Here is a 24,363-nt window from a genome sequence, read left to right as displayed (position 1 = left end):
TCTGGCTCGGCTGGCTGTAAGCCCTTAAATTTGCTTGTGGAAAAAGATGAGCCGCCGAGATAATCGGCGGCCCTATCGAAGAAATTGTGGCGTTCAGGCGGCGAGAACGACCTTTGGCTCGACCAGCTCGTAGCCGAGCGCTTCGGCGACCGCACGGTTGGTGATTTTGCCCTTGTGGACATTGAGGCCGTTGCGCAAATGATGATCGTCGACCAGCGCCTTCAGGCCCTTGTCGGCGAGCTGCAGGCCGTAATGCAGCGTCGCATTGTTCAGGGCGTGGGCCGAGGTGACCGGCACCGCGCCCGGCATGTTGGCGACGCAATAGTGGATGACGCCATCGACCTCGTAGGTCGGCTCGGCATGGGTGGTGGCGTGCGAGGTCTCGAAGCAGCCGCCCTGGTCGATGGCGACATCGACCAGCACCGAACCCTTCTTCATGCCGGACAGCATTTCGCGCGAAACGAGTTTCGGCGCTGCCGCGCCCGGGATCAGCACGGCGCCGACGACGATGTCGGCGGAGAAACATTCTTCTTCCAGCGCCTCAACAGTCGAATAGCGGGTATGGACGCGGCCGGCAAAGAGATCGTCGAGCTGGCGCAGGCGCGGGATCGAGCGGTCGATGATGGTGACATCGGCGCCGAGCCCGGCCGCCATCCGCGCCGCATGCAGGCCGACGACGCCGCCGCCGAGCACAGTGACCTTGCCGGGCAGCACGCCGGGCACACCACCGAGCAGCACGCCGCGGCCGCCATTGGCCTTCTGCAGCGCGGTTGCCCCGGCCTGGATCGACAGGCGGCCGGCAACTTCCGACATTGGCGCTAAGAGCGGCAGCCCGCCGCGGTCGTCGGTGACCGTTTCGTAGGCGATGGCCGTGACGCCGGAGGCCAGCAGGCCCTTGGTCTGCTCCGGATCCGGAGCGAGATGGAGATAGGTGTAGAGGATCTGGCCGTCGCGGAGCTGTACCCATTCGTTGGGCTGCGGTTCCTTGACCTTGACGATCATGTCCGACTTGGCGAACACGTCGACCGCGGTCTTGGCGATGGTTGCGCCGGCGGCGCGATAGGCGTTGTCGTCGGCGCCGATGCCGGCGCCGGCGCCGGTCTCGACCAGCACCTCATGGCCATGCGCGACATATTCGCGGACCGAGCCCGGCGTCAGGCCGACGCGGTATTCGTGGTTCTTGATTTCCCGGGGGCAGCCGACGCGCATTTTCTTATCTCCTGATCCAGCCCTTTTGGGCATGTTCCCTGTATGAACCTAGTGAAACACGAATCGTTGCGCAGGTGTTTGCGAATGCGCTTGCGCTAAAGTGCACGCTTCGATAATCGTTGCGCAAAACGTCAGGTTTTTCGCAGGAATCACGAAAAATGCCGCTGGACAGGATTGATATCGCCATTCTCGAGACATTGCAGAAGGATGGGCGGATACCCAATGCAGCACTTGCCGAGAAGGTCGGGCTGTCGCAATCGGCTTGCTCGCGGCGGCTGGATAATCTGGAGAAATCGGGAACCATTCGCGGCTACCACGCCCGGCTCTCCAATGCCGCCCTCGGCCACCAGATGACGGCGATCGTGCACATATCGTTGTCAGGGCAGTTCGAGAAGACGCTGTCGGATTTCGAGGCGGCGATAAAGCGCTGCCCGAACGTGCTGTCTTGCCACCTGATGTCGGGGGAGTACGACTACATCTTGCGCATCGCCGCCAAGGATCTCGTCGACTACGAGCGCATCCATAAGGAGTGGCTGTCGGCCATGCCGCATGTGACGAAGATCAATTCGTCTTTTGCGTTGCGCGAGATCGTCGACCGGACCGCGATGGGGCTGAAGCCGGAGATGGCTTAGGCTCGCTAAATTCCAGGCGCCTCTGTAACCACTACACTCATCGGAATGTCGTGCGGCTGCGGGTAGATGGTGGCGATGCGCTGCAACTCGTAGCCGACGCCGATGGCCAATGGCTTGAACGGCATCGCCGCCAGCGTGCGGTCGAAGAAGCCGCCGCCATAGCCCAGGCGATAGCAACCGGGATCGATGCCGACGATCGGCGAAATGACGATGTCGGGCAGCACCGGGTCGCCTTCGGCCGGGATCGGTATGTTCCAGACACCTTTTTCCAGCCGGTCGCCCGGAACGTAGGCGCGAAAGATAAGCGGCCGGCCTTTCTCGACAACGACAGGCAGAGCGGTGCGGCCGCCACGCGCGTTGATGGACGCCATCCACGGACGCAGGTCCGGCTCGCCGCGGAACGGCCAGTAGAGGCTGACCATGCGGCCGGCAATCTCGCCGATCACCGCGTCGAGCCCTTCGGCGATGCGCTGTGACATTGCCGTTCGCGAGTCAGCGGGGACGGCAAGACGGGCTGCGATCAGGCGCTCGCGCTCGGCCTTGCGCCAGCGTCTCACGTCAGTCCAGTCCGACAGAGGCGCGCGGAATTCCGGGTCGAGTTCATGCATGAAGCAAGGCGGGGAGGCGTATTGCGCCGGACCTTCATCGTCGCGATCATCAGCCATGCTTAACCTCGGCGTGCTGCTTCGACGACGCTACATCAGGAGTGCGAGCTGCGGCATGCGCATTGACGACATGAAGCGGCGAGTCCCGGGCAATCGTCCGTGGTCTGGCGTTGTTGCGCTGCACAAAAATGCCTATATCAACCACGGTGAATTGCTCGCCATGGGTGAAATGAGATGAAGCAGGCCAACCATCATGTCGTCGTTGTCGGCGCGGGTTTCGGCGGCCTCGAATTCACCCGCGCGCTTGCCGGTGCGCCGGTGCGCATAACCATGATCGACAAGCGCAATCACCATCTCTTCCAGCCGCTGCTTTACCAGGTGGCGACCACAGCGCTGGCAACCTCGGAAGTCGCCTGGCCGATCCGCCATCTCCTGCGCAAGCGCAAGGACGTGACGACGCTGCTGGCCAATGTCAGCGGCGTCGACCGCGCCGGCAAGCGCGTGCTGCTCGATGATGGCGGCGCGGTCGACTACGACACGCTGGTGCTGGCCACGGGCGCCCGGCACGCCTATTTCGGCCATGACGAATGGGAGCCTTTCGCACCCGGGCTGAAGACGCTGGAGGACGCCACCACAATTCGGCGGCGCATGCTTCTGGCCTTCGAACAGGCCGAGCGTGAAACCGATCCGGCCAAGCGCCAGGCGTTGCTGACGCTGGCGATCGTCGGCGGCGGACCGACTGGCGTGGAACTGGCCGGCACGATTGTCGAATTGGCGCATGATACGCTGCGCGGCGAATTCCGCAACATCGATACACGGCAGACGCGCGTGGTGCTGATCGAGGCCGGCGAGCGCATCCTGCCCAATTTCGCGCCTGAACTTTCCGACTATGCCAGGAAGGCGCTCGAGCGGCTCGGCGTGACGGTCGAACTCGGCCGGGCCGTTACGCGCTGCGATGCCGAGGGTGTCGTGTTCGGCGAAACGCATCTGCCGGCCCGGACAATCCTGTGGGCGGCAGGCGTCGCCGCTTCGCCGGCCGCCGAATGGCTGGGCGTGGCGGCGGACCGCGCGGGCAGGGTGCTGGTCGAGCCCGACCTCACCGTGCCGGGGTATCAGGAGATTTTCGTCATCGGCGACGCCGCGCATGTCCTGCGGCCGGATGGCCGTATGGTGCCCGGCGTCGCCCCCGCCGCCAAGCAGCAGGGCAAGCATGTCGCGGCGACGATCAAGGCGCGGCTTGCCGGCGACACCGCCCCGCGGCCTTTCCGCTACCGGCATGACGGCGACCTGGCGACGATCGGCAAACGTGCCGCCGCCATCGATTTCGGCTGGATCAAGCTCACCGGCCGGCTCGCCTGGTGGCTATGGGGCTTCGCGCACATCTATTTCCTGATCGGCTTCCGTAACCGGCTTGCGGTTTCGCTTAGCTGGCTATGGATATACCTCACCGGTCAGCGCAGCGCCCGGCTGATCACCCAGGGCGACGACGACAAAAGCTGACGGTCTTCAACGGGTGGTCATCCGCCCGTCACTTCTTCTTGATCGATTGCACAGCCTGCCGAACCGGACTTCCCGATGGACTCAGGAAGATTTCGGCGCGAAGCTTTTGCTGCCCGGAGGGCAGGACTTGTCATTGTCGAAGAAGGAAGAAAACAATGTCGCAGCTGCCCCATCCCATATCCCGCCGCTCGCTGCTTGCGGGTGCCGCCGCCACCGGGGCGCTGATCATGCTTCACCCGTTCTCCGCCCGTGCGCAGGCCAACCAGGCGCATCTCAGGATCATGGAGACGACCGACATCCATGTGAACGTGCTGCCTTATGATTACTATGCCGACAAAGCAAACGACACGATGGGCCTGTCGCGGACGGCCGCGCTCATCGATGCCGTGCGCAAGCAAGCCACCAACGCCATGCTGATCGACAATGGCGACCTGCTGCAGGGCAATCCGATGGGCGACTACATCGCCTATGAGAAGGGCATGAAGGATGGTGATCTCCATCCGATCATGAAGGGCATGAACCTGCTCGGCTATGAATGCTCGACGCTCGGCAACCACGAATTCAATTATGGCCTGTCCTTCATGGACAAGGTGCTTGCCGGCGCCAATTTCCCCTTCGTCTGCGCCAACCTCATCCGCGGCACCGAGCTGGCCGCGAACCCGCGCGACGACAAGCTCTATCTCAAGCCCTATGTCATCCTCGACAAGACGATCAAAGACGGCTCGGGTGCAGAGCAGCCGATCAGGATCGGCATCATCGGCTTCGTGCCGCCGCAGATCATGGTCTGGGACCTGAAGAATCTGGAAGGCAACGTCAAGACGCGCGACATCGTCGAGGCGGCGAAGGCCTGGGTGCCGGAGATCAAGGAGGCGGGCGCCGATATCGTCATTGCGCTCTCCCATTCCGGCATCGACGTGAAGCAGGGCGACATGATGGAGAACGCCTCCTTCTTTCTCGCCGGCGTCGACGGTATCGACGCGGTGTTCACCGGCCACCAGCATCTGGTCTTCCCCGGCAAGAAGGATTTTCAGGCGCTCGACGCCGTCGATACCGAAAAGGGCACGCTGCAGGGCAAGCCTGCCGTCATGGGCGGTTTCTGGGGCTCACATATGGGGCTGATCGACCTGCTCCTGGAGCGCGACGGGTCGAAGTGGCGTGTCGTCTCGGCGACCTCCGAGGCGCGGCCGATCTATGAACGGGTCGACAAGGCGAACAAGCCGACGGTCGCGGACGACCAGCGCATCGTCGACGCGCTCAAGGAAGACCACGAGGCGACGCTTGCCTATGTGCGCCGTCCCGTCGGCAAAACCTCCGCGCCACTTTATTCCTACTTCGCGCTGGTCGCCGACGATCCGTCGGTGCAGATCGTCAGCCAGGCGCAGACCTGGTATTTGAAAGACATTCTCAAGAACACGCGATGGAAAGACGTGCCGCTGCTGTCGGCGGCGGCGCCCTTCAAGGCCGGCGGCCGCAACGGCGCCGACTACTACACCGACGTGCCTGTGGGCGACATCGCCATCAAGAACGTCGCCGACCTCTATCTCTACCCGAACACCGTGCGCGCCGTCGAAATCACCGGGGCGCAAGTGAAGGAATGGCTGGAGATGTCGGCCGGCATCTTCAACAGGATTGAGCCTGATAAAGCCGACCAGGCGCTGATCAACACCGACTTCCCGTCCTACAATTTCGACGTCATCGATGGCGTCACCTACCGGATCGACCTGTCGCAGCCGCCGAAATACGACGCCAAGGGCGGGCTGGCCAATGCCGGGTCGAACCGCATCGTCGACTTGATGTTCGACGGAAAACCGATTGATCCAGCAGGGAAATTCGTCGTCGCCACCAACAATTACCGCGCCGGCGGCGGTGGCAATTTCCCCGATATCGACGCCTCGAAGATCATCTATGAGGCGCCGGACACCAATCGCGACGTGATCGTGCGCTACGTCGTCAGCGAAGGCACGATCAACCCGTCGGCGGATGGCAACTGGTCGTTTGCGCCGCTGCCCGGAACCAGCGTCGTGTTCGAGACCGGCGCCAGGGCGAAGGATTTTATCGCCGAGGTGAAGTCACTGAAGATCGAACCGGCGGGCGAGGGCGAAGCAGGGTTTGCCAGATACCGTATCCTTCTCTGAAAGCCGCCTGGCTCCCACGCCGCCCCCAAGCGGCGTGGGCTTGTCGTTTCACGCCGGCGGCGCGAAACGCCGCTTGACCACAGGCATGACCTGGTCTAGCGCGTCGGTGGAAATCCCGCCGGAATAGCCGTCCGGCAACTGGTTGATCAGTTGGGGATCGTCGAATCCCTGCGAAAAGCCGCCGCCGGCATAAGGGCCGAGCAGATAGATGCGGGTGTCGACGGCATCCATGCGGTCCAGAAAACGGTCTGGCCAGCCCCATAGCCATTTGGCGACGTTGATCGGAATGAGCAGTATCCCTTGCCGACACGCCTCCGGAACATAACCGGCCCAGCCAAGCGCCGCATAGCGCAGGATGCACCGGGTCAGCGACGCGCGGCTCAGCGTATGCATGTCCGGCAGCGCCGCCTTGACCGCCGCGATCGGCTTGTCGCCACCATAGACCGATAGATGGGCGCGTTCGGCGGGTGCCAGCGCCGCAAGCCAGGCAGCCAGGGCTTCGCCTTCCCCAGGGTCGTTGCTCTTGATGTTGATGTTGAAACGGCGATTGGGGAAATGCTGCAGCACTTCGTCCAGCGACGGCATCATGCCGACGCCCTTGCCGCGAAACGGAAAGGTCTTGCCGCCATCCGCCGTATAACCATAGCCGACATCGAGTGTCTTCAGCTCGGACATCGCATGGGCGCGCGTCTCCCCCTTGCCTTCGGTGCGGCAATCCAGCGTCCAATCGTGGAAGACGGCGAACTTACCGTCGGTAGTCGGGTGAATATCCAGCTCCAGCGCGTCCGCGCCGAGCGCAAAGGCGGCCTCCATCGAGGGAATAGTGTTTTCCAGGAACGCATGACGTGGCGGCAGCATGCGATCGGCCGTGCATGTGTCGGCGTCAAGATCCGTGCGGTCGAAATCCTGGGCCAGGCCGCGATGGGCGAGCACGGAAGGGATGCCGGCCGGTCGGCTCGACAGCAGCGATGTGTTGTTGAGCCAGATGCCACCCGCGGCGGCGATCCCGACGAGGAGGCAGATGGTGCGTTTGCGCATGATGTGATTCCCGATGGCAGGCCGGGTGCATCCTGCGGCGTGATCTGACTTTTTGACGGCGATCGCAGGGCATTGTCGAGATTATGGGAAAAAGGCGCTCGAGGCCGCCGGGCCTCGGACTGGATACGTCGACATATGGGTGCAGGCTCTGCTGCGCAATGAAATGGCGTGAGCCGCCGCAACGCTCTCAAGCCTTGTAAACCACCTGGCGGACATCGATGTAGCTGGCGCGGAAGCCGGCCTCGCAATAATGCAGGTAAAACTCCCAGAGCTTCTTGAAGCGATCGTCAAAACCGAGCGGGACGATCTTTTCCCATGACGCCCGGAAGCGGTGGCGCCATTCGGCGAGCGTGCGGGCATAGTCGTCCGGGAAGACGCGCTCGCGCAGATGCGCAAGGCCGTGGTCTTTGCCGAGCGCTTTCAGGATCGACGGCGTCGGCAGCATGCCGCCTGGGAAGACGTAGCGCTGGATGAAATCCGGACGGGCGCGATAGGTGTCGTAAGCCGCCTCGTTGATGGTGATGATCTGCAGACCGGCCGTGCCGCCGGGCTTCAGGCAAGTCTTCATCTTGCCGAAAAACACCGGCCAGTATTTTTCGCCGACCGCCTCGAACATCTCGATTGAGGCGATACGGTCATAGGTGCCGGTCTCGTCGCGATAATCCTGCAGCTTGATGTCGACTTTGTCGGCAAGCCCGGCTTTCTGGATGCGCGCCTTGGCGAAATCGTGCTGCTCGCGGCTGATCGTCAGGCCGGTGACGCGACAGCCGATCTCGCGCGCGGCGAATTCGGCAAAGCCGCCCCAGCCGCAGCCGATCTCCAGCACATGGTCCTTCCTGCCAATTCCGGTATCCTTGGCCAGCGCGCGGTATTTGGCGGCCTGCGCGCTTTCCAGATCATTGGCGCCGGTCGCGTAGAGCGCCGACGAATAGGTCATGCTCGGATCCAGCCATTCCCGGTAGAACGCATTGCCGAGGTCGTAATGCGCCGAGATATTGCGCTTCGAGCCGGCGCGGGTGTTCTCGTTGAACCAATGGCGGATGCGCTGGACGGTGTTGATGAGCCAGCTGGCGCCGCCCGCGACACGCTCGCCGATTGCCGAGTTGACCACGAACAATTCAAGGAAACTGGTGACGTCTGGGCTTTCCCAATCGCCATCCATGTAGGATTCGGCAACACCGATAGTGCCGCCGGTGAAGGCACGGGAAGGCAAGCGCCAGTTCTTCAGCACCAGCTCGGCGTCCGGACCAGGGCCCTTGCCGCCGACGAGGACGGCGCGGCCGTCCGGCATTCTAACCTTGAGTGAACCGCGCGGCAGGTTCATCGCCGCCGACAGCACCATGCGTGCCTTGGCCGGCAGGCCTTTGACGATTTCGGCGAAATTGAATTCGTCCAGCCTGATCGCGTCGCCCAAAGCAACGCTCTTTTGTTCCTTGTATGCCATGTCACGCCCCCGGACTTCTGCGCAACCGTCACAAAGACAGGTTTTCGCACCCTCTCGCAGTTCATTCGCCAGGTTCGAATGCCTCTCCCGATGAATCCCCGCAGCAATCTTTCACGTCATCAACGGGAACTTCAAGAGGCAAGGCAAAGCGGACGTATATTAGAAAGATGTTGGGGAAGGGCGCCGACCAGCGTCGGAATCACTCTGGCTGCAACAGCCACTCTCATGCGATAGTTTTAGTCATGCGTTATGTCATCGTCATCGCCGCCGTCACCTTCTTCCTCATTTGGGACGGGCTTTACAATCAGGGCCGCTATCTCGACTACACCGTCAGGGAGATAGCGCGAGTCGTGAACTACGCCACCAGTCTGGTCTAGGGGCTTCCCCCTCGACATGCTGCTGGCGCGACATCGTTGCCGGTTGACGCGATCGTTTTGCACGCACAAAACACGCCTGCATATCGATCGAGGAGGCTGGTTTGATCCGGCATATCGTTTTCTTCAGCGCGCGCGATAAAGAGGATGTGGAGGCTGTGCGCACCGGCTTGCTGGCGCTGGGCAAAATCCCTCATTCCCGCTTTTTCGAGGTAACGCTGAACACCAAGGTCGACCCGCTCTCGGACGAAATCGATGTGGTCGTCTATGCCGAGTTCGAGGATGAAGCAGCACTTGCCGCCTACAAGGCGCATCCTCTCTATGCCGAGACGACCAGCCAGGTCAGGCCGTTGCGCGAATTGCGTTATTCGGCCGACGTCGTGGCGGCGGCAAGCGGCTGAAACGCTTGAACCGTCTCCCGGAATGATGCACACCGCGCCGGCATGACCGAGACGACGCCCGCTCATCCGCTTGACCATCTTGTGCTGCCGACCGCGAATCTCGACACGGCGCGGGCGCGGCTCACTTCGCTTGGCTTTGTCGTGGCGCCGACCGGCATTCACCCATTCGGAACGGAAAACTGCTGTGTCTTCCTTGAGGACGGCACCTATCTCGAGCCGCTGGCGGTAGGCGACGCGCAAGCGGCGGCGAAGGCGATCGCGGCGGGCAACGTCTTCGTCGCGGGCGATCGTGCCTATCGCGACCGATGCGGTGATGAGGGATTCTCGGCCATCGGGCTCAGCACCGGCAATGCCGATGCAGACCATGCGCGCTATTTCGAAGCCGGCCTGTCGGCGGGCAGCATGCTGAGCTTTTCGCGCGCCTTTGCCGACGCTGCGGGAAAGAGCGACATGGCGTCGTTCAAACTGGCTTTTGCCTCTGGAACCGGGGCGACGGACGCGTTCCTGTTTGCGTGCGAGCGGATCAACGCGCCCAAGGTGGACCGCACAGCCTTGCAAACCCATGCCAACGGCGCAACCGGCATCATCGAAGTCGTGGCGGTCAGCGACAAGCCATCCAGCCAGCGCCGATTGTTTGCCATCGCGGCGGCTACGGAAGAGGGCGCGGCGCTTCGCTTGCCCAACGCCGGTTTGACCCTGCTTGAGCCTGCCGCGTTCGAAACACGTTTCGGCTTGCCGGCCGATGCCCCATCAGAACTTCGCTTCGCCGGGATCGTCTTTTCGGTTCGTCGCGCCGACACGGTCGCAAGGCTCCTTGCGGCCAATTGCATCGAACACGACATAGACGGCAATGATATTGTCGTGCGGCCGGCGCCCGGACAGGGTGCGGTTTTCATTTTCCGGGAGATCCCATGAGCAAGCCCTTGGCCCCCAATTCGTCTGTAGCCGTCGGCAAGGTCGTCTTCGGCAACAGCGCGCCGCTGTCGCTGATCGCCGGCCCTTGCCAGCTTGAATCGCGCCAGCACGCCTTCGACATGGCGGGCGCCTTGAAGGAACTGACGGAGAGGCTTGGCTTGGGCCTCGTCTACAAGACCAGCTACGATAAGGCCAACCGCACCTCGCTCGGCGGAACGCGCGGCGCGGGGCTCGATGCCGCACTGCCGGTGTTCGACGATCTCCGCAAGGAATTCTCGCTGCCGATCCTTACCGACATCCACACCGAGGAGCAGTGTGAGCTCGTCGCGCCGCATGTCGATATCCTGCAGATCCCAGCCTTTCTCAGCCGCCAGACCGACCTGCTGATCGCGGCGGCAAGAACCGGCAAGGTGGTCAATGTGAAGAAGGGCCAGTTCCTTGCTCCCTGGGACATGAAGAACGTCGTCGCCAAGATCACCGGTTCCGGCAACGCCAATGTGCTGGTCACCGAGCGCGGCGCGTCCTTCGGTTACAACACGCTGGTGTCCGACATGCGTTCGCTGCCGATCATGGCCGAGATCGGTGCGCCGGTGATTTTCGACGCCACCCATTCCGTGCAGCAGCCGGGCGGGCAGGGCGGCTCCAGCGGCGGCGAGCGTCGCTTCGTCGAAACGCTGGCGCGCGCCGCGGTCGCGGTCGGCGTCGCCGGCGTCTTCATCGAGACGCATCAGGATCCCGACAACGCGCCTTCCGACGGTCCCAACATGGTGCCGCTGAAGGATCTCCCGGCCCTGCTCGAAAGGCTGATGGCGTTCGATCGAATCGCCAAGGGCTGAGACGCGCGTGCTTGTGGTAGGCAAGAGCCGGCTGTACGCTTGCCCGGCAAATGAGCACCTTGGCAGGAGGAAGCCATGTCTGTCGCCCGCGTCACCGAGATCACATCATCGTCGAAGAAGAGCTTTCAGGACGCTATCGAGAAGGGAATTGCGCGCGCCTCAAAGACCCTGAAGAATGTCGAAGGCGCATGGATTCAGGATCAGAAGATCGTCGTTGAGAACGGCACTATCTCCGCCTACCGCGTCAACATGAAAGTCACCTTCATCCTCGCGGAGTAGCTGGCCGGATACCAAAGAAAGTCTGGAACCTTCGTCCGCCTCCCTCATTGTCAACGCATAGCGTCAACAACCAGAGAGGAGCACATCATGACAACCCAGACTGGGCACACCGAGGCCATTGCCGCTTCGCGCGTCATCGGCACGTCGGTCTACAACACCGAAGGCACGCACATCGGCGACATTGAGGACGTCATGCTCGACAAGACGTCGAACGGCATCATGTTCGCTGTGATCGGCTTTGGCGGATTTCTTGGCATCGGCGAGAAGTACCACGCCGTTCCCTGGGCGAGCCTCGACTATGATGAGGACAAGGGTGGCTACGTCGTGCCCTTCACCAAGGAACAGCTAACAGCCGCACCTGCCTATTCGATCAACGAACTGACAGGCGCCGACGGCGAGGCGGCACGTGACGCTTCGTACAACTACTACAAGGTCGAACCCTACTGGCACTGACCTGGCGCATGTCCGGATAAGTATAGTTGAATCAGAAAGGCCCCCGTCAACCGGGGGCCTTTCGAGATGCGACAAAACTATTGCGCAATTTGCAGGGCCGGCAACGGTGATGATCCCTGCTGGGGCTGCTGATTGTCGCATGACGTCAGGAACGCAGCTGCAATCAGGAATAAACTCACGATACCGCTCAACTGGGACATGGCGAAACTCCTCCTGTTTCGCCCCGCGCGTCGGAATCATAAACCAGAAGCCGGAGCGGCGCGCATGACTTATGATGACAGGAATTTGCGCTTCGTGAATCGAGGCAGTGCCAATATTTGCAAGCGCCCCGATTGCCTTTTGCGGCACTTTGGCTAAGAGGTGCGCGACGCTTCGTCAGATCAATCGGGGACATTGCAATGACCGCCATCATCGACATTGTCGGGCGTGAAATCCTGGACAGCCGCGGAAACCCGACCGTCGAGGTCGATGTCGTGCTTGAAGACGGTTCGATGGGCCGCGCCGCGGTGCCGTCCGGCGCCTCAACCGGGGCGCATGAGGCGGTCGAGCTGCGCGACGGCGGCGCCCGCTATCTCGGCAAAGGCGTGCTGAGGGCCGTCGAGGCCGTGAACGGCGAGTTGTTCGAGGCGATCGGCGGCATGGAAGCCGAGAACCAGATCCATATCGACCAGACGATGATCGAGCTCGACGGCACGCCCAACAAGAGCCGGCTTGGCGCCAATGCCATCCTTGGCGTGTCGCTGGCTGTGGCCAAGGCCGCGGCGGAAGCGGCCGGCCTGCCGCTCTACCGCTATGTCGGCGGCACCAAGGCGCATGTGCTTCCAGTGCCGATGATGAACATCATCAATGGCGGCGCGCATGCCGACAATCCGATCGATTTTCAGGAATTCATGATCCTGCCGATCGGCGCGCCGACGCTGCGCGATGGCGTGCGCTGGGGCTCGGAGATCTTCCACACACTGAGGAAGAAGCTGAAGGATGCCGGTCACAACACCAATGTCGGCGACGAAGGCGGCTTCGCTCCCAACCTGAAAAGCGCGCCCGCTGCGCTCGATTTCATCATGGAGTCGATCGAAAAGGCCGGCTTCAAGCCGGGCGAGGAGGTCGCGCTCGGCCTCGATTGCGCGGCGACCGAATTCTTCAAGGACGGCAACTACGTCTATGAGGGCGAAAAGAAGACCCGCGATCCGAAGGCCCAGGCCAAATATCTGGCCAAGCTCGCCGCCGACTATCCGATCATCTCGATCGAGGACGGACTGGCCGAGGACGACTGGGACGGCTGGAAAATGCTGACCGACCTCATCGGCAAGAAGACCCAGCTCGTCGGCGACGATCTGTTCGTCACCAACACCGCGCGGCTGCGCGATGGCATCCGCATGGGCGTCGCCAATTCGATCCTGGTCAAGGTCAACCAGATCGGGTCGCTGACCGAAACGCTCGACGCCGTCGAGACCGCGCACAAGGCCGGCTACACCGCCGTCATGTCGCATCGTTCTGGCGAAACCGAGGATTCGACCATCGCCGATCTTGCCGTCGCCACCAATTGCGGACAGATCAAGACGGGTTCGCTGTCGCGCTCGGATCGCATGGCCAAATACAACCAGCTCATCCGCATCGAGGAAGAGCTCGGCAAGCAGGCGCTCTATGCCGGCAAGTCGATTGTGAAAAGCTGATTCTGGAAACGATCAGTAAACGACGAGGGCGGGGACATTCCCGCCCTTTTTGTTTTCAAGACCGCCAAATTCTGTCGTCCGTAACCGTCCATTAAGCACAATGGAGCGAGAAAGGAGGGCAGAGGATTTGGACATGTGGACACGCCAGCACAAGCAGAGAAACACCGGTCGGCTGATCATTCCCTCGCTCTGTGTGGCGTTCCTGGCCTATTTCGGTTTCCACGCCTATCACGGCGAATTCGGCATCTATTCCAAGTACCGGCTCGAAGCCCAAACCGTTGACCTGCAGGGCAAGCTCGATGCCGTCAAGGCACGTCGGATCGATCTGCAACGCCGTGTCCAGCTCATGCACGAAGGCACGCTGGAAAAGGACATGCTCGACGAGCAGGCGCGCAAGGCGCTCAATCTGTCCCATACCGACGAAATCACCATCATGCTGCCGTCGTCGACTAGATAACTAGATTCCAGTTAATCGCCGATATTTTCAACGATTTTAATCGCTTAGATGCATGCCAGCCATGCGTTTTTCAGCATGGCGAAACCTATTCTCGCGTGTTAGCTTCCTTCAAATCGGTGGGGAGGACTGATCTCCCTCAGAGCAGATTTCATCTTGCTCAAATGTCCACAAAGAGACGCAACAGGGAGTGATGCATGGCCACCGCCGCCAGAAAAGCGCCTGCCAAATCGAGATCCGACGGCAAATCGTCAGGACTTTCAGCCCCGAAGCCCGCTGACTTCACCAAGGACGAGGAGCTTGCCGCCTACCGGCACATGCTGCTCATCCGCCGCTTCGAGGAAAAGGCCGGCCAGCTCTACGGCATGGGCTTTATCGGCGGCTTCTGCCATCTCTATATCGGCCAGGAAGCTGTTGTCACCGGCATGAAGATGGCGCTGGTCGATGGCGACCAGATGATCACCGCCTACCGCGACCACGGCCACATGCTGGCGATGGAATTGTCGCCGCGCGGCGTCATGGCCGAGCTGACCGGTCGCCGTGGCGGCCTGTCCAGGGGCAAGGGCGGCTCCATGCACATGTTCTCCAAGGAGAAGCATTTTTACGGCGGTCACGGCATTGTCGGCGCGCAGGTGTCGCTCGGCACGGGCCTGGCCTTCGCCAACCGCTATCGCGGCAACAACAATGTCTCGCTGACCTATTTCGGCGACGGCGCCGCCAATCAGGGCCAGGTCTATGAAAGCTTCAACATGGCCTCGCTGTGGAAGCTGCCGGTGATCTACATCATCGAGAACAACCGCTACGCCATGGGCACTTCCGTCTCGCGGTCCTCGGCCGAAACCGACTTTTCGCACCGTGGCGCCTCCTTCAAGATTCCCGGCATCCAGGTCGACGGCATGGATGTGCGTGCGGTCAAATCCGCCGGCGACCTCGCCACCGAATGGTGCCGCGCCGGCAACGGGCCGCTGATCCTCGAAATGCAGACCTACCGCTATCGCGGCCACTCGATGTCGGATCCGGCAAAGTACCGCTCCAAGGAAGAAGTGCAGAAGATGCGCTCCGAGCATGACCCGATCGAGCAGGTAAAGGCGCGGCTGCTCGACAAGAAATGGGCTACCGAGGACGAGCTCAAGACCGTCGACAAGGAGGTCCGCGACATCGTTGCCGACGCCGCCGAATTTGCCCAGAACGACGCGGAGCCGGATCCGTCCGAGCTCTGGACCGACATCGTATTGTAACGGGAGGGCAAGGACATGCCGATCGAAATTCTCATGCCCGCTCTCTCGCCGACCATGGAAGAGGGCAATGTTTCCAAATGGTTGAAGAACGAAGGCGATAAGATTGTCGCCGGTGACGTGATCGCCGAGATCGAGACCGACAAGGCAACGATGGAAGTCGAGGCCGTTGACGAAGGCACGCTGGCCAAGATCGTGGTTCCCGCTGGCACCGAAGGCGTCAAGGTCAACGCAGTGATCGCCGTGCTGGCGGTTGATGGCGAGGACATCGACGAGGCTGGCGAAGGCATCGGCGAAGAGCCTCCCGAAGCTGAAAAAGCAGCGCCGGCGCCTGCTGCGGCCAAGAGCGAGGCGGCGGCACCTGTTGCTGCTGCTCCAAAGACCGAAATCGCCGCCGATCCGGACATCCCGGCCGGCACCGAAATGGTCTCGACTACGGTACGCGAGGCGTTGCGCGATGCGATGGCCGAGGAAATGCGTCGCGACGAAGACGTCTTCGTGATGGGCGAGGAGGTCGCCGAATACCAGGGCGCCTACAAGATCACGCAAGGGCTGCTGCAGGAATTCGGTGATCGGCGCGTCGTCGACACGCCGATCACCGAGCATGGCTTTGCCGGCGTCGGCGTCGGCGCGGCGATGGCCGGCCTGAAGCCGATCGTCGAGTTCATGACCTTCAACTTCGCCATGCAGGCGATCGACCAGATCATCAACTCCGCCGCCAAGACGCTTTATATGTCCGGTGGCCAGATGGGCGCCCCGATCGTCTTTCGTGGACCCAACGGTGCGGCCGCCCGCGTCGCCGCCCAGCATTCGCAATGCTACGCCGCCTGGTACAGCCACATCCCCGGCCTGAAAGTGGTGATGCCTTATACGGCCGCCGACGCCAAAGGCTTGCTGAAGGCCGCGATCCGCGACCCGAACCCGGTCATCTTCCTTGAAAACGAAATCCTCTATGGTCACTCCTTCGAAGTTCCGAAGCTGGACGATTTCGTGCTGCCGATCGGCAAGGCGCGCATCCACAAACCGGGCAAGGACGTCACCATCGTCTCCTTCGGCATCGGCATGACTTATGCGGTCAAAGCCGAGGCCGAATTGCGCGGCATGGGCATCGATGCCGAAATCATCGACCTCAGGACCGTCCGGCCGCTCGATTTCGACACCATCATCGCTTCGGTCAAGAAGACCAATCGTCTGGTGGTGGTGGAGGAGGGTTTCCCGCAGAACTCTGTCGGCGACCATATCGCCAATCAGGTGTCGCAGCGCGCCTTCGATTTTCTCGACGCGCCGGTCATCACCATTGCCGGCAAGGACGTGCCGATGCCCTATGCCGCGAACCTCGAAAAACTGGCATTGCCCAATGTCGGCGAGGTCGTCGAGGCGGTCAAAGCCGTCACATATCGCTGAGCAAGGCGGGAGGAAGATATGCCAATCAACATCACCATGCCGGCGCTCTCGCCCACGATGGAAGAGGGCAATCTTTCCAAGTGGTTGGTCAAAGAAGGCGACAAGGTCTCGCCGGGTGACGTGATCGCCGAGATCGAGACCGACAAGGCGACGATGGAAGTCGAAGCGGTCGATGAGGGTACCGTTGCCAAACTGGTCGTTCCGGCCGGCACCGAAGGCGTCAAGGTCAACGCGCTGATCGCCGTGCTCGCGGCCGAGGGCGAGGATGCAAGTGCCGCCGCCAAGAGTGGCGGCAATGCCGCGCCGGCAAAGGCCGAGGCGCCAAAAACAGACGCCGCGAAAGCTGAAGCACCGAAGGCGGAAGCACCGAAGCCGGAGGCGCCAAAGGCAGAACCTGCCGCCGCACCGGCGCCCAAGACGGCTCCGGTTGGCAATGGCCATGCAAGCGGCGAACGCACCTTTGCCTCGCCCCTTGCCCGCCGCATCGCCAGGGAAGCGGGCGTCGACGTCTCGGCGGTGACGGGCTCCGGCCCGCATGGCCGCGTGGTCAAAGCCGATGTCGACGCGGCGATTTCTTCCGGCGGCGCCAAGGCGGCGCCAGCCGCGAAAGCCGCGCCCGCTGGTACTCCGGCGGCTCCTGCTGCCGCGCCAAAAGCCATGTCCGACGAGCAGGTGCTGAAACTGTTCGCCGAAGGCTCCTATGACCTTGTCCCGCACGACAATATGCGCAAGACGATCGCGCGCCGCCTGGTCGAGGCCAAGAGCACGATCCCGCATTTTTACCTAACGCTCGACTGCGAGCTCGACGCGCTGCTGGCGCTGCGCACGCAGATCAACGCTGCAGCCCCGATGAAGAAGACCGACAAGGGTGAGGCGCCCGCCTACAAACTCTCGGTCAACGACATGGTCATCAAGGCGATGGCGATGGCGCTGATGGCGGTGCCGGACGCCAACGCGTCCTGGACCGACAGTGCCATGGTCAAGCACAAGCATGCCGATGTCGGCGTTGCCGTATCGATCCCGGGCGGACTGATCACGCCGATCATCCGGCGCGCCGACGAAAAGACGCTGTCCGTCATTTCGAATGAGATGAAGGACCTTGCCAGTCGTGCCCGCAGCCGCAAGCTGAAGCCGGAAGAGTACCAGGGCGGCACCACGGCAGTGTCCAATCTCGGCATGTTCGGCATCAAGGACTTTGCCGCCGTCATCAACCCGCCGCATGCGACGATCCTGGCTGTCGGTGCCGGCGAGGAGCGCGCTGTGGTCAAGAATGGCGAGATCAAAATAGCCACCATCATGTCGGTGACGCTGTCGACCGATCACCGCGCCGTCGACGGTGCGCTTGGCGCCGAACTGCTCGTCGCCTTCAAGCGCATGATCGAAAACCCGATGGGCATGCTGGTCTAGAGAGGGAAGAAGGCGGTGCGGAGATTCTTCACCAGCCTTTTTGCCTTCGTCCTTTCCGGTTTGGCCGGCGGGCTGGTGGCGCAAGGGCTCGCCGTCGCCACCGACGCTGATGTCGAGTACATCCTTGTCTTCATGATCTCGGCTCTCGTCACCATCCTGGTGACGGTCGCGTTTTTCATTGCGCAGTTCATGTCGGATGCGCAAAGGGCCATAGGTCTGACGGCCCTGTGCGCAATCGCGCTTTTCGTGCTTGTCGGGCTTGGCCTGATCGCCTGGACTTTCTCCCAGCCGCCGGGCAGGAGCCAGTGGTCGAGCGATCTCAGGGTTGTCGCCGGTCTCGTTCTGCCCGGCATCGCCACTGTGCTGGTCCAGTGGTTGTTCGTGGGCTGGCGCGCAAGGCGCTCGCAGGCAGGTTTTGGCAGGAGCGGGGCAAGCGCGTGAAAACAGTTCTCTGCTATGGCGATTCGCTGACCTGGGGCTATGACGCGGCAAGTCTCGACCGCCACCCGCTCGAAGACCGCTGGCCGAGCGTGCTGGGGAAGGCGCTGGGCGGCGGTGTGGAAGTCATCGCCGAGGGCCTGAACGGCCGCACCACGGCCTTTGACGACCATCTGGCCGGAGCCGACCGCAACGGCGCGAGAGTTCTGCCGACGATCCTGACGAGCCATGCGCCGATCGACCTCATCGTCATCATGCTCGGCGCCAACGACATGAAGCCGTGGATCCACGGCAATCCGGTCGCGGCCAAGCAAGGCATCCAGCGCTTGATCGATATTGTGCGCGGCCACGATTACCCCTTCGATTGGCCGGCGCCGCAGATCCTGATTGTTGCGCCGCCCGCGGTCAGCCGCACCGACAATGCCGAATTCAAGGAGATGTTCGCCGGCGGCGATGAGGCTTCGAAGCGGCTGGCAGTGCAATATTCCGCCCTTGCCGATGAAGCCGGCTGCGGCTTCTTCGACGCGGGCTCGGTGGCCGAGACCACGCCGCTCGACGGCGTCCATCTCGACGCCGAGAACACTCGAAAAATAGGCGCAGCGCTGGCGCCGCTCGTGCGCGTCATGCTGGAACTCTAGGGAATCAAGGAGAAAATCCGTGGCTGAGAACTACGACGTCATCATCATCGGCTCCGGCCCCGGCGGCTATGTCACGGCGGTGCGTTCCGCCCAGCTCGGCTTCAAGACGGCGATCGTCGAGCGCGAGCATCTCGGCGGTATCTGCCTCAACTGGGGCTGCATCCCGACCAAGGCGCTGCTGCGCTCGGCCGAGATCATGCATTATTCGGATCATCTGAAGGACTATGGCCTGAAGCTCGACGGCAAGGTCAGCGTCGACACGTCAGCCGTGGTCGACCGCTCGCGCAAGGTTTCGCTCAGGCTCAATGGCGGCGTTGCCTTCCTGATGAAGAAGAACAAGGTCGACGTCATCTGGGGCGAGGCCAAGCTGACAAAACCCGGCGAGATCGTCGTTTCCAAGACGGCCAAGAAGCCGATGGAGCCGCAGCCACCGGCGCCGAAGGGCGTCAAGGGCGAGGGCACCTACACGGCCAAGCACATCATCCTGGCCACTGGCGCCAGACCGCGCGCTCTGCCCGGCATCGAGCCGGACGGAAAGCTGATCTGGACCTATTTCGAGGCGATGGTGCCGAAAGAGATACCGAAATCGCTGCTGGTGATGGGCTCCGGCGCCATCGGCATTGAATTCGCCTCCTTCTACCGCACCATGGGCGCCGAGGTGACCGTGGTCGAGCTGTTGCCGGCGGTGATGCCGGTCGAGGACGCCGAGGTCTCGAAATTCGCGCAGAAGCAGTTCGAGAAGCAAGGCATGAAGATCATCCTCGAGGCCAAGGTGACCAAGGTCGAGAAGGGCGCCAACTCGATCACCGCCCATGTCGAGATGAAGGACGGCAAGGTCGAGAAGATCATCGCCGAGCGGATGATCTCGGCCATCGGCGTGCAGGGCAACATCGAAAATCTCGGCCTTGAAGCGCTCGGTGTGAAGACCGAACGTGGCTGCATCGTCGTCGACGGCTATGGCAAGACCAATGTCCCCGGCATCTATGCCATCGGCGATGTCGCCGGCCCGCCTATGCTCGCCCACAAGGCCGAGCACGAGGGCGTGGTCTGCGTCGAAAAGATCGCCAATTTCCCCGGCGTGCATGCCACGGACAAGCTGAAGATCCCCGGCTGCACCTACTGCAATCCGCAGGTCGCCTCCGTCGGCCTGACCGAAGCAAAGGCCAAGGCCGAGGGCAAGGACATCCGTGTCGGCCGCTTCCAGTTCGCCGCCAACGGCAAGGCCATCGCGCTCGGCGAGGACCAGGGCTTCGTCAAGACCATCTTCGACAAGAAGACCGGCCAGTTGCTCGGCGCGCATATGGTCGGCGCCGAGGTGACCGAGCTGATCCAGGGCTTTGTCGTCGCGATGAATCTGGAGACCACCGAGGAAGAGCTGATGCACACCATTTTCCCGCATCCGACGCTGTCCGAGATGATGAAGGAAAGCGTGCTCGACGCCTATGGCCGCGCGCTGAACGCATGATAAATTGGCCAGGTGAGACTCGACAGGCAAGCGCCCGGGGAACTCAACGCAAGGTAGTTCGTTTCCGAATGCATTTTCACCCGTCAGCAGAGGAGTGGGCATATGGACGTGAATGGCGTGGGCTGGATCGCAGCCATCATCATCGGAGGGCTGGCAGGCTGGTTCGCCGAGATGTTCATGAAGAGCAACACCGGAATCTTCATGAACATCGTTCTCGGCATCGTTGGCGCCATCGTGCTGAATGCCATCCTGCAGGCGCTCAATATCGGTGCCTTCGGCGCGGGCTGGATCGCCTATCTGATCACCGGCTTCATCGGCGCCTGCCTGCTGATCTGGGTAGGACGTCTGGTGCGCCGCTAGTTGATTTCAACTCTTGCCATGCGAAAACGGCTGTGGCGGCATGCGCCGCCGCAGCCTTTTTCTTTGCGCTAAAAAGTCCTAGATGACTTGTGGAAAGCGAACGCCGGAGCGGTGGTCGCAAATGAACCGGGTTTCAGATGGTCACCGTCCTCGACACGATTGCCAACGCGCCGCGCCTGCGGCACCCCGAAAAGGCGCACAAGCCTGATCAGGACGTGCTGCGCAAACCCGACTGGATCCGCGTCAAGGCACCGATGTCGAAAGGCTATGCCGAAACGCGCGAAATCGTGAAATCGCACAAATTGGTGACGGTGTGCGAAGAGGCCGGCTGTCCCAATATCGGCGAGTGCTGGGAAAAGAAGCACGCCACCTTCATGATCATGGGCGAGATCTGCACGCGCGCTTGCGCCTTCTGCAATGTGGCTACCGGTATACCGACCGCACTTGATCCCGACGAGCCGGCGCGTGTCGCGCATGCGGTCAAGCAGATGGGTCTGAGCCACGTGGTCATCACTTCTGTCGACCGTGATGACCTTGCCGATGGCGGTGCACGGCATTTCGCCGAGGTTATCCACGCCATCCGCGCGGCGACGCCTTCGACGACGATCGAGATCCTGACGCCAGACTTCCTGCGCAAGGAAGGCGCGCTGGAGATCGTGGTGGCGGCCAAGCCCGACGTGTTCAATCACAATCTCGAAACCGTGCCCTCGAACTATCTGACGGTGCGACCGGGTGCGCGCTACTTCCACTCGATCCGGCTGTTGCAGCGGGTCAAGGAGCTCGATCCGTCGATCTTCACCAAATCCGGCATCATGGTTGGGCTCGGCGAGGAGCGGAACGAGATCCTGCAACTGATGGACGATCTGCGGTCGGCCAATGTCGACTTCATGACCATCGGCCAATATCTGCAGCCGTCGAAGAAACACCACCCGGTGATCCGTTTCGTCACGCCGGAGGAATTCAAGTCCTTCGAGACGATCGGCAAGACCAAGGGTTTCCTGCTGGTGGCGTCGAGCCCGCTGACACGCTCGTCGCATCATGCCGGCGACGATTTCGCCAGGCTGCGCGCGGCGCGCGAAGCGTTCCTCAAGAAATCAGCCTAACGCGCTGGTTTCATGCCGAAATTCGAAGCCACCCGCCGGGTTTCTCATTCGCCGGAGCAAATGTTCGCACTGGTCGCCGATGTCGAGACCTATCCGCAATTCCTGCCGCTGTGCGAGGCGCTGACGGTGCGCTCACGCAAGGAGCGCGATGGCCGGACGGTTCTCCTTGCCGATATGAGCATCGGCTATAAGGCGATCCGCGAGACCTTCACCACGCAGGTGCTGTTGAAGCCCGACGAGAACACCATCGACGTCAAATACATCGACGGCCCGTTCAAATATCTCAGCAATGTCTGGCGCTTCGACCCGGCCGATAATGGCTGCGAGGTCCATTTCTTCATCGACTATGAGTTCAAGAGCCGCATTCTCGGGGCGCTGATGGGGACGATGTTCGACCGTGCCTTTCGCATGTTCTCCGAGGCCTTCGAGAAGCGTGCCGATGTCATCTATGGCGCGACATCGGCCTGAGTTTCAGGCGAGCGCGCGCAGGCCCAATTCCAGCGCGTGCCTGACGGTCTCGCGGCGGATGAAATCGCGGCCGTTGTCGGCAAACAGCTGGCGTTCGGCGACAACAGGTTGGCCCGCCACGGCGACGCCGAACCAGATAAGCCCGACGGGCTTTTCCGCCGAGCCGCCGCCCGGGCCGGCAATGCCGGTGACGGCGAGGGCGAGCCCGGCGCTCGAGCGGGCCAATGCACCCGTCGCCATCTCGAGCGCCGTTTCGCGCGAGACAGCGCCGTGCGCTTCAAGCGTGCCGGCGGCAACGCCGAGCATGTCCATCTTGGCTTCATTGGAATAGGTGATGAAACCGCGGTCGACCACGGCGGAAGAGCCGGCGATGTCGGTAAGCGCGGCGATGATCATGCCGCCGGTGCAGCTTTCGGCTGTCGCCAACATGATACTGTGCCGCTGGCAGGCCTGGAGCAAAGCGTTTGCGAGATCGGTGTTGCTCATGCGGGGACATCGCCGGGAAACACGACGCTGGCGGTTGCGATGGCCGCTATGCCTTCCTCGCGTCCGACAAAGCCAAGCTTTTCGTTGGTTGTCGCCTTGATCGAGATCCGGTCCGGCGAGATTCCCAGCATTGCCGAAAGCGTCGCGGTCATCGCCGTGCGATGCGGGCCGACGCGCGGCGCCTCACAAATCAGCGTGATATCGGCATTGGCGATGCGCCCGCCACGCTCGCGTACCAGTTTCGCCGCATGTTCAACGAATATCCGCGAGGCAGCACCTTTCCATTGCGGATCCGACGGCGGGAAATGCGTGCCGATGTCGCCGGCGCCGCAAGTGGCGAGCAAGGCATCGGTCAGTGCGTGCAGGCCGACATCGGCATCCGAATGGCCGGACAGTTTCTTGTCATGCGGGATGGCGACGCCGCAGAGCGTGACGTGGTCGCCGGGTTCGAACGCGTGAACATCGTAGCCATTGCCGGTACGGATATCCGGAAAACGCGGCTGTTCGCCAGAGAGCCGCTGATCGGCCATCGCAATATCCCTTGCCCAGGTGAGTTTGACATTGTCCGGCGAGCCCGCAACGATCTTCACCGGAATATGCGCCCATTCGGCGATCGCGGCATCGTCGGTGAAGTCCGCCTTGCCCAGATGATGGGCCTTCTCATGGGCAGCCAGAAGCGGCCAGAACGGAAAACCTTGCGGTGTCTGCGCGGCATGAAGTCCGGTCCTGGAGACGGTCTCTTCGATCATACCGGCAGCCGACTCGCGTTTCAGCGTATCGGCGACTGGCAAAGCGGGCAGCGAGCCCTGGCGCTCGCCGATGGCTTCGATGGTGCGGTCAATAAGGGGCGCGTCTACGAAGGGGCGCACGGCATCGTGGACCAGAACCCGGCCCGGCGCATAGTCCCGCAGCGCCAGCAGCCCAAGCCGGACCGAGGCCTGGCGCGACACGCCGCCGATCACGGCGATGACCCGGTCGGCATCGGCGCCCGCCGCCTGACGAAAGAGGTCGCGGTCGTCGGCATGAATGGCGACGGCGACGGGGCCTGTTTTCGGGTGCGCCAGAAACGTCTCCAGCGTGCGCGCGATGACGGCGCGGCCACCGATGCGCTGATACTGCTTCGGTCCGTCGGCCTGTCCAGCGCGCGCGCCGCGTCCGGCGGCGACGATGACCACACCCACCTTGTCGTTTGCCGCGTCGGCTGGTTTTTCACTTGCGTCTGTCATGGCGAGAGGCTTAGCGCACGATCCCGAAAAGTGTAATCGGTTTTCGGAAAAGATCGTGCGTCAGTTCCAAAGGCTGCTTGTAGCGAAGGCCAGCATTTTCCCAAATGCGCCTTAATGTGGCGTCATTCCGCGTTGCACATTGCCGCCATTATGGCTAGAGAATGTGCAGTAATCGAACATGCTTG

At 62.1% G+C, this 24,363-nt stretch carries 27 protein-coding genes; 21 read left to right on the top strand and 6 right to left on the bottom strand.

From position 1 onward, the window contains the following. Positions 1-93: 93 nt before the first annotated feature. Positions 94-1,209 (bottom strand): alanine dehydrogenase, encoded by a 1,116-nt coding sequence (gene ald / locus OHD62_RS16765; protein WP_263783975.1) that lies wholly within the window; start codon positions 1,207-1,209, stop codon positions 94-96. A gap of 158 nt (positions 1,210-1,367) precedes the next feature. Here ald and OHD62_RS16760 point away from each other — a divergent pair, with 158 nt between their 5' ends. Then, positions 1,368-1,841 carry an Lrp/AsnC family transcriptional regulator gene (locus OHD62_RS16760; protein WP_006333495.1) on the top strand — a complete coding sequence of 158 codons (474 nt, stop codon included), beginning with the start codon at positions 1,368-1,370 and terminating at the stop codon, positions 1,839-1,841. A gap of 5 nt (positions 1,842-1,846) precedes the next feature. Here OHD62_RS16760 and OHD62_RS16755 read toward each other — a convergent pair whose 3' ends face one another. Beyond that, the gene (locus OHD62_RS16755; protein WP_263783974.1) at positions 1,847-2,506 is read right to left on the bottom strand and encodes a 5-formyltetrahydrofolate cyclo-ligase; all 660 of its coding nucleotides are present in this window, start codon (positions 2,504-2,506) and stop codon (positions 1,847-1,849) included. Positions 2,507-2,561: 55 nt separating this feature from the next. Between OHD62_RS16755 and OHD62_RS16750 the strand changes: the two genes are divergently transcribed. The 3 genes from OHD62_RS16750 to OHD62_RS16740 all read left to right on the top strand — a co-directional run bounded on the left by OHD62_RS16750 (position 2,562) and on the right by OHD62_RS16740 (position 6,081). After that, positions 2,562-2,684 carry a hypothetical protein gene (locus OHD62_RS16750; protein WP_263783973.1) on the top strand — a complete coding sequence of 41 codons (123 nt, stop codon included), beginning with the start codon at positions 2,562-2,564 and terminating at the stop codon, positions 2,682-2,684. Beyond that, positions 2,681-3,946 carry an NAD(P)/FAD-dependent oxidoreductase gene (locus OHD62_RS16745; protein WP_263783972.1) on the top strand — a complete coding sequence of 422 codons (1,266 nt, stop codon included), beginning with the start codon at positions 2,681-2,683 and terminating at the stop codon, positions 3,944-3,946. Before OHD62_RS16750 ends, OHD62_RS16745 begins: the two co-directional genes overlap by 4 nt. Positions 3,947-4,101: 155 nt before the next feature. After that, positions 4,102-6,081, top strand: a complete 1,980-nt coding sequence (locus tag OHD62_RS16740) for a bifunctional 2',3'-cyclic-nucleotide 2'-phosphodiesterase/3'-nucleotidase (protein ID WP_263783971.1) — start codon at positions 4,102-4,104, stop codon at positions 6,079-6,081. 48 nt (positions 6,082-6,129) lie between these two features. On the opposite strand, the gene OHD62_RS16735 is transcribed toward OHD62_RS16740, so the two are convergent. Together OHD62_RS16735 and OHD62_RS16730 are read right to left on the bottom strand one after the other, a co-directional pair. Beyond that, positions 6,130-7,122 carry a glycerophosphodiester phosphodiesterase family protein gene (locus OHD62_RS16735; protein WP_412177398.1) on the bottom strand — a complete coding sequence of 331 codons (993 nt, stop codon included), beginning with the start codon at positions 7,120-7,122 and terminating at the stop codon, positions 6,130-6,132. A 184-nt stretch (positions 7,123-7,306) separates the two neighbouring features. Next, positions 7,307-8,563, bottom strand: a complete 1,257-nt coding sequence (locus OHD62_RS16730; protein WP_263783969.1) for an SAM-dependent methyltransferase — start codon at positions 8,561-8,563, stop codon at positions 7,307-7,309. Between the two features lie 242 nt (positions 8,564-8,805). Here OHD62_RS16730 and OHD62_RS16725 point away from each other — a divergent pair, with 242 nt between their 5' ends. From OHD62_RS16725 to OHD62_RS16645, 17 genes are all read left to right on the top strand, one after another. Continuing rightward, positions 8,806-8,940: a hypothetical protein gene (locus OHD62_RS16725; RefSeq protein WP_263783968.1), complete on the top strand. Its 135-nt coding sequence runs from the start codon at positions 8,806-8,808 to the stop codon at positions 8,938-8,940. A 101-nt stretch (positions 8,941-9,041) separates the two neighbouring features. Beyond that, entirely contained in the window at positions 9,042-9,338 is a 297-nt protein-coding gene (locus OHD62_RS16720) for a Dabb family protein (protein ID WP_006333509.1), read from the top strand. Positions 9,339-9,380: 42 nt separating this feature from the next. Next, on the top strand, positions 9,381-10,253 hold the full coding sequence (locus OHD62_RS16715; RefSeq protein WP_263783967.1) for a VOC family protein: 873 nt from the start codon (positions 9,381-9,383) through the stop codon (positions 10,251-10,253). Beyond that, the gene (kdsA, locus tag OHD62_RS16710) at positions 10,250-11,089 is read left to right on the top strand and encodes a 3-deoxy-8-phosphooctulonate synthase (RefSeq protein ID WP_263783966.1); all 840 of its coding nucleotides are present in this window, start codon (positions 10,250-10,252) and stop codon (positions 11,087-11,089) included. Before OHD62_RS16715 ends, kdsA begins: the two co-directional genes overlap by 4 nt. Before the next feature lie 75 nt (positions 11,090-11,164). Next, a complete protein-coding gene (locus OHD62_RS16705; protein ID WP_263783965.1) occupies positions 11,165-11,368 on the top strand; it encodes a dodecin family protein in 204 nt (67 codons plus the stop codon). Positions 11,369-11,455: 87 nt separating this feature from the next. Next, the gene (locus OHD62_RS16700; RefSeq protein ID WP_263783964.1) at positions 11,456-11,821 is read left to right on the top strand and encodes a PRC-barrel domain-containing protein; all 366 of its coding nucleotides are present in this window, start codon (positions 11,456-11,458) and stop codon (positions 11,819-11,821) included. A gap of 398 nt (positions 11,822-12,219) precedes the next feature. Next, positions 12,220-13,494 (top strand): phosphopyruvate hydratase, encoded by a 1,275-nt coding sequence (gene eno, locus OHD62_RS16695; protein WP_263783963.1) that lies wholly within the window; start codon positions 12,220-12,222, stop codon positions 13,492-13,494. A 133-nt stretch (positions 13,495-13,627) separates the two neighbouring features. Then, entirely contained in the window at positions 13,628-13,951 is a 324-nt protein-coding gene (locus OHD62_RS16690; RefSeq protein ID WP_263783962.1) for an FtsB family cell division protein, read from the top strand. 194 nt (positions 13,952-14,145) lie between these two features. Then, entirely contained in the window at positions 14,146-15,186 is a 1,041-nt protein-coding gene (pdhA, locus tag OHD62_RS16685; RefSeq protein ID WP_263783961.1) for a pyruvate dehydrogenase (acetyl-transferring) E1 component subunit alpha, read from the top strand. 15 nt (positions 15,187-15,201) lie between these two features. Continuing rightward, entirely contained in the window at positions 15,202-16,587 is a 1,386-nt protein-coding gene (locus OHD62_RS16680) for a pyruvate dehydrogenase complex E1 component subunit beta (RefSeq protein WP_263783960.1), read from the top strand. Between the two features lie 18 nt (positions 16,588-16,605). Next, positions 16,606-17,994 (top strand): pyruvate dehydrogenase complex dihydrolipoamide acetyltransferase, encoded by a 1,389-nt coding sequence (locus OHD62_RS16675; protein WP_263783959.1) that lies wholly within the window; start codon positions 16,606-16,608, stop codon positions 17,992-17,994. A gap of 15 nt (positions 17,995-18,009) precedes the next feature. Then, entirely contained in the window at positions 18,010-18,435 is a 426-nt protein-coding gene (locus tag OHD62_RS16670; RefSeq protein WP_263783958.1) for a hypothetical protein, read from the top strand. Beyond that, positions 18,432-19,070 carry an SGNH/GDSL hydrolase family protein gene (locus tag OHD62_RS16665; protein WP_263783957.1) on the top strand — a complete coding sequence of 213 codons (639 nt, stop codon included), beginning with the start codon at positions 18,432-18,434 and terminating at the stop codon, positions 19,068-19,070. Before OHD62_RS16670 ends, OHD62_RS16665 begins: the two co-directional genes overlap by 4 nt. A 19-nt stretch (positions 19,071-19,089) precedes the next feature. Beyond that, positions 19,090-20,535, top strand: coding sequence for a dihydrolipoyl dehydrogenase (gene lpdA, locus OHD62_RS16660; RefSeq protein ID WP_263783956.1), 1,446 nt, complete (start codon positions 19,090-19,092; stop codon positions 20,533-20,535). A 102-nt stretch (positions 20,536-20,637) separates the two neighbouring features. Further along, the gene (locus OHD62_RS16655; RefSeq protein ID WP_263783955.1) at positions 20,638-20,895 is read left to right on the top strand and encodes a GlsB/YeaQ/YmgE family stress response membrane protein; all 258 of its coding nucleotides are present in this window, start codon (positions 20,638-20,640) and stop codon (positions 20,893-20,895) included. A 137-nt stretch (positions 20,896-21,032) separates the two neighbouring features. Then, a complete protein-coding gene (gene lipA, locus OHD62_RS16650; RefSeq protein ID WP_263783954.1) occupies positions 21,033-21,998 on the top strand; it encodes a lipoyl synthase in 966 nt (321 codons plus the stop codon). A 12-nt stretch (positions 21,999-22,010) separates the two neighbouring features. Further along, the gene (locus OHD62_RS16645; RefSeq protein ID WP_263783953.1) at positions 22,011-22,466 is read left to right on the top strand and encodes a type II toxin-antitoxin system RatA family toxin; all 456 of its coding nucleotides are present in this window, start codon (positions 22,011-22,013) and stop codon (positions 22,464-22,466) included. A gap of 3 nt (positions 22,467-22,469) precedes the next feature. Here the strand turns inward: OHD62_RS16645 and OHD62_RS16640 are convergent, their stop codons facing one another. Together OHD62_RS16640 and OHD62_RS16635 are read right to left on the bottom strand one after the other, a co-directional pair. Next, positions 22,470-22,952 (bottom strand): CinA family protein, encoded by a 483-nt coding sequence (locus tag OHD62_RS16640; RefSeq protein WP_263783952.1) that lies wholly within the window; start codon positions 22,950-22,952, stop codon positions 22,470-22,472. Then, a complete protein-coding gene (locus OHD62_RS16635; protein WP_263783951.1) occupies positions 22,949-24,178 on the bottom strand; it encodes a bifunctional 2-C-methyl-D-erythritol 4-phosphate cytidylyltransferase/2-C-methyl-D-erythritol 2,4-cyclodiphosphate synthase in 1,230 nt (409 codons plus the stop codon). The genes OHD62_RS16640 and OHD62_RS16635 overlap by 4 nt, the downstream gene beginning before the upstream one ends. Between the last annotated feature and the right edge of the window lie 185 nt (positions 24,179-24,363).

This window comes from Mesorhizobium sp. YC-39 (assembly GCF_025753795.1).
Classification (GTDB): Bacteria; Pseudomonadota; Alphaproteobacteria; order Rhizobiales; family Rhizobiaceae; genus Mesorhizobium.
This window is presented reverse-complemented; position numbering and strand designations above follow the sequence as displayed.

Excerpts from the sequence above, each read along its gene's own strand:
- lipA (WP_263783954.1), top strand. The coding sequence starts at position 21,033 with ATGGTCACCGTCCTCGACACGATTGCCAACGCGCCGCGCCTGCGGCAC.
- ald (WP_263783975.1), bottom strand. The coding sequence starts at position 1,209 with ATGCGCGTCGGCTGCCCCCGGGAAATCAAGAACCACGAATACCGCGTC.
- OHD62_RS16730 (WP_263783969.1), bottom strand. The coding sequence starts at position 8,563 with ATGGCATACAAGGAACAAAAGAGCGTTGCTTTGGGCGACGCGATCAGG.
- OHD62_RS16725 (WP_263783968.1), top strand. The coding sequence starts at position 8,806 with ATGCGTTATGTCATCGTCATCGCCGCCGTCACCTTCTTCCTCATTTGG.
- OHD62_RS16745 (WP_263783972.1), top strand. The coding sequence starts at position 2,681 with ATGAAGCAGGCCAACCATCATGTCGTCGTTGTCGGCGCGGGTTTCGGC.
- OHD62_RS16740 (WP_263783971.1), top strand. The coding sequence starts at position 4,102 with ATGTCGCAGCTGCCCCATCCCATATCCCGCCGCTCGCTGCTTGCGGGT.
- OHD62_RS16635 (WP_263783951.1), bottom strand. The coding sequence starts at position 24,178 with ATGACAGACGCAAGTGAAAAACCAGCCGACGCGGCAAACGACAAGGTG.
- OHD62_RS16640 (WP_263783952.1), bottom strand. The coding sequence starts at position 22,952 with ATGAGCAACACCGATCTCGCAAACGCTTTGCTCCAGGCCTGCCAGCGG.
- OHD62_RS16700 (WP_263783964.1), top strand. The coding sequence starts at position 11,456 with ATGACAACCCAGACTGGGCACACCGAGGCCATTGCCGCTTCGCGCGTC.
- OHD62_RS16675 (WP_263783959.1), top strand. The coding sequence starts at position 16,606 with ATGCCAATCAACATCACCATGCCGGCGCTCTCGCCCACGATGGAAGAG.
- OHD62_RS16680 (WP_263783960.1), top strand. The coding sequence starts at position 15,202 with ATGCCGATCGAAATTCTCATGCCCGCTCTCTCGCCGACCATGGAAGAG.
- OHD62_RS16760 (WP_006333495.1), top strand. The coding sequence starts at position 1,368 with ATGCCGCTGGACAGGATTGATATCGCCATTCTCGAGACATTGCAGAAG.
- eno (WP_263783963.1), top strand. The coding sequence starts at position 12,220 with ATGACCGCCATCATCGACATTGTCGGGCGTGAAATCCTGGACAGCCGC.
- OHD62_RS16645 (WP_263783953.1), top strand. The coding sequence starts at position 22,011 with ATGCCGAAATTCGAAGCCACCCGCCGGGTTTCTCATTCGCCGGAGCAA.
- OHD62_RS16755 (WP_263783974.1), bottom strand. The coding sequence starts at position 2,506 with ATGGCTGATGATCGCGACGATGAAGGTCCGGCGCAATACGCCTCCCCG.
- pdhA (WP_263783961.1), top strand. The coding sequence starts at position 14,146 with ATGGCCACCGCCGCCAGAAAAGCGCCTGCCAAATCGAGATCCGACGGC.
- OHD62_RS16715 (WP_263783967.1), top strand. The coding sequence starts at position 9,381 with ATGACCGAGACGACGCCCGCTCATCCGCTTGACCATCTTGTGCTGCCG.
- OHD62_RS16705 (WP_263783965.1), top strand. The coding sequence starts at position 11,165 with ATGTCTGTCGCCCGCGTCACCGAGATCACATCATCGTCGAAGAAGAGC.
- OHD62_RS16750 (WP_263783973.1), top strand. The coding sequence starts at position 2,562 with ATGCGCATTGACGACATGAAGCGGCGAGTCCCGGGCAATCGTCCGTGG.
- OHD62_RS16690 (WP_263783962.1), top strand. The coding sequence starts at position 13,628 with ATGTGGACACGCCAGCACAAGCAGAGAAACACCGGTCGGCTGATCATT.
- kdsA (WP_263783966.1), top strand. The coding sequence starts at position 10,250 with ATGAGCAAGCCCTTGGCCCCCAATTCGTCTGTAGCCGTCGGCAAGGTC.
- OHD62_RS16655 (WP_263783955.1), top strand. The coding sequence starts at position 20,638 with ATGGACGTGAATGGCGTGGGCTGGATCGCAGCCATCATCATCGGAGGG.